4 protein-coding genes are annotated in these 3,542 nt (G+C 29.2%); all 4 read right to left on the bottom strand.

Features of this window, described 5'->3' with window-relative positions; all coding sequences use genetic code 11:
* Window positions 1-560: TIGR03936 family radical SAM-associated protein (locus Q0V09_RS09270; protein ID WP_297488807.1), on the bottom strand; the 560-nt coding region annotated here is incomplete at its 3' end.
* A gap of 125 nt (window positions 561-685) precedes the next feature.
* Window positions 686-1,684 (bottom strand): UDP-3-O-(3-hydroxymyristoyl)glucosamine N-acyltransferase, encoded by a 999-nt coding sequence (gene lpxD, locus Q0V09_RS09265; RefSeq protein WP_297406297.1) that lies wholly within the window; start codon window positions 1,682-1,684, stop codon window positions 686-688.
* A gap of 29 nt (window positions 1,685-1,713) precedes the next feature.
* The gene (locus Q0V09_RS09260; RefSeq protein WP_297406299.1) at window positions 1,714-2,205 is read right to left on the bottom strand and encodes an OmpH family outer membrane protein; all 492 of its coding nucleotides are present in this window, start codon (window positions 2,203-2,205) and stop codon (window positions 1,714-1,716) included.
* Window positions 2,206-2,230: 25 nt separating this feature from the next.
* On the bottom strand, window positions 2,231-3,542 hold a 1,312-nt coding region (locus tag Q0V09_RS09255), incomplete at its 5' end, for an outer membrane protein assembly factor (RefSeq protein WP_297488803.1).

The following is a 3,542-nucleotide window of genomic DNA, read 5'->3' as shown; positions in this document are numbered from 1 at the left end:
TTAACATCTTTAACATCAACCTCAGCTAATATTAAAAATGAGTTTGGTGAAGTATTTACAAGTTCTAATTTTATTGTATCTCCTTCTCTTGTATAACTTATAACTCTCTCCCCTAGGTTTCTTTGTGTTATTTTTCCTTTTTTCTCTTTAGTCTCAATTATTTCATCCCTACTAAATAATTTATCTAATTTATCTATTTCTTTTGTTTCACCAGATATTTCAAATAATGCATTTGTATATATATCTACAATACTTCTTTTATCAGTTATTGTTTCTATTTTACTAACATGAAATCCAGGAACCTCTGCTTCACCTAATCTTCTTAATACTTCTTCATTTGACATTGGCTCACATAATTCTATATCCATCAATTCATTATAAGCCTCTGTCCCCAAGGATATCGGATTTCCTAAGGAAATCTTTGGTCTTGGATGAAACCCTTGACTATATTTCATTGGTATATGTGCTTTTTTTAATAGTCTATCTGCAAATCTTAACATATCTAAATGGGATATAAATTTCATCTCTGCAAATTTATCAAAAAATATTCTTTTCTTCATTCATATTACCTCAATTTTATTTTTATTTTCATATATTGTATCATGTAATCCCTTGAATTTAAATACCTTTCTTTAAAAAAATAAAAAATCTAAAGGTTCAATTTTATCACCTTTAGATTTTTTTCTTATATTTTCTTTTCCAATTCTTTTAATCTTTTTAACATTTCTGGCAATTTTTTTTGAACAGCTTTCATTTTCAAATCATCTCTTAAATTCATAAGAGGATCTCCTGACATAACTTGATTGTCAGCAACATTTCCTATAACAGCAGATTTTGCTCCAATAATCACATTACTTCCAATCTTTATATGTCCAGCTACTCCAACTTTTCCAGCTAAAGTTGTATTATTTCCAACTTCAGTACTTCCTGCTATTCCCACTTGAGATATTATTAAACAATTTTCACCTATAATATCATTATGAGCTATTTGAACTAGGTTATCTATCTTAGTATACTTTCTTATTACTGTATCTCCTATAGCACCTCTATCAACTGTTGTGTTCGCTCCTATTTCAACAAAATCCTCTATTACAACTGCTCCTATTTGATCTATCTTTGTATTGTTTCCTCCAACCTTAATAAAACCAAATCCATCTGAGCCTATAACTGCTCCAGGCTGAAATACACATCCCTCTCCTATAGTACAAAACTCTCTTATTGTCACATTAGAATATATTACTGTATTATCACCTATTGTTACACCTTCACATATTGTTACATTGGAATATATTTTAACATTTTTTCCTATTTTTACATTATGACCAATATATGTATTTAAAGGAATATTTGTTCCTTCTCCTAATACTGCTGAATCCTCTATCATTTTTTCCATAGGCTTTGTTTCTCTTTTAAAAAATCCTAATAATTTTGGCATTAAAAGTCTCGGATTTTCTTTTACAAGCAGATAAGTTTTTCCGTTATTTGGTAACTCTATTCCTGCCGGAACTAATACTACTTTTGCTTTAGTTTCATCTAATTTTTTTAAAAATTTCTCATCTGATGCAAATGTTAAACTATTCTCTTGAGCTTGAAAAAAGGGAGATAGTCCAGATACTTCTAGACTATTATCTCCCTTAATTTCACATTCAAGAAGTTTAGCTAACTCATTTATTTTATAAGTCATACTTATCTCCTTCTATATCTTTATTTTAATTATTTAGTGCTTATTTTTTTACTATTTTCCATAACCTCAAGAACTTTTGGAGTTATATTTTGTCCTCCAAATTTAACTGCTCCCTGTTCAAATACATAATCGTATTTTCCTGATCTTGCTACATTTTGAATAGATATATTTATTAATCTATCTATCTCTTGCATTTTTTTATTCTCTTCACTTGATAATTTTATTTGTGAATCTCTAACTAACTTTTGGAATGCAGTTACTTTAGCATCAAATGATTTTTTTTCTGCTTCTGTTACTTTTTCTCCTTTACCTTGAAGTTCAACTTTTAATTTTTGAAGATCTATCTCTTTTTTCTGTAAGCTAGATTCTAAATTTTGTTTCTCTTTAGTTAAATTAGTTCTTAATATTTTTGTTTGTGAATATCTACCAAATAATTCTTGTGTATTTACGTATCCTACTTTAATTGCAAAAGCTGATGTTGATAATGCTCCTAACATTGCGATTAATGCTATTTTTTTCATATGTATTTCCTCCATTTATTTTTAATTAAAATGATTGTCCCATATTAAAGTAGAACTTCATTCCACTTTCTTCTCTATCTCCAACTGGCCATCCAAAGTCAAATCTTAATGGTCCAACAGGTGTATTAACTCTAAGTCCTACACCAACTGTTGTTGCTATATCATCTGGTATTTTTGCACTTCTATTTTCTTTTAAATACCCAGGGTCTTCACCTTTATAGTTCCATGCTCTACCCATATCTGAGAATAATACAAATCCTAATACATCATTTATTTGAGTTCTATTCTCTATAGATGCTGTTACTTTCTCTGTTCCTTGGAAATATCCTCCATCATAACCTCTTAAAGTACTTCCCCCTCCTACCCAGAATCTTTGTGATTCAGGAGTTGAGTCAGTCATTATTCCAGCTATTGCTCTGTATGCAAAAGTATTATTTTTAAATAATCCTCTATGATACTTTCTTACTTCTAATGTTGTATTTGCAAAAGTTCCCGAGTCTATTGTATCAGCATATCCAAGTTCAACTTGATATTTACCATACCATCCAGCTGTTGGATTCCAGTAGTTATTTCTTGTATCATAAACTATTGATGGATATAAACTAAATAATCCATAATCTCTTTCTGATCCCCATTTTGTTTCTAAATCCATTCCACGGAAATCTTTATATTGGTTCAAATCAGATGATGCTTTCTCTGTTATATATTCAGCTTTAGTTCCAATTCCAAGTCTTAAATTTTTAGTTAATCCTTTACCTATATTAAGTTTAGCTCCATATGTTTCTGTTTCATTAAATAAAACACTGTCACTATTTTCATAATCATTTTTATATAAACTCCAACCCCAAGAAATTCTATCTGTATCTCTTATCCAAGGATCTGAGAAGTTAATTGAAAAACTTGAATAATCTTCATCTGATTTTTCAAATGTTACTCCAAGCTCCTGTCCTTTTCCTTTCCAGTTCATATCCTTTACAGATAACATACCAAGAAGACCTATCTCTGATCCATATGATATTGCTCCTTGTAAACTAGCTGTTCTTTCCTCTTCTAGTAAAAGTGTTAAATCAGTTCCATTTGGATCTAATGGGTCAGCCTTTGTTTCATACTTAACATTTTTAAAATACCCTGTTCTCATTAAATTAGAAACACTTTCATTATATTCATTAATATCAAATATTTGTCCTGGTTTTATCTCTAACTCTCTATCTATTACATAATCTCTTGTTTTTAACAAATTATCTGTTGCTCTTCTTCTTTGTCCTTTTTCTTTTGTTACCATTTTTGTAAGATTAATCTTATCTATTTTTCCTTCATCTAAAATAATTTGAAGATCA

This window comes from uncultured Cetobacterium sp. (assembly GCF_947039425.1).
Lineage (GTDB): Bacteria > Fusobacteriota > Fusobacteriia > Fusobacteriales > Fusobacteriaceae > Cetobacterium_A.
The sequence above is the reverse complement of the archived record's forward strand: the minus strand, read 5'-3'. Positions and strand labels throughout refer to the sequence as shown.

Excerpts from the sequence above, each read along its gene's own strand:
- Q0V09_RS09260 (WP_297406299.1), bottom strand. The coding sequence starts at position 2,205 with ATGAAAAAAATAGCATTAATCGCAATGTTAGGAGCATTATCAACATCA.
- lpxD (WP_297406297.1), bottom strand. The coding sequence starts at position 1,684 with ATGACTTATAAAATAAATGAGTTAGCTAAACTTCTTGAATGTGAAATT.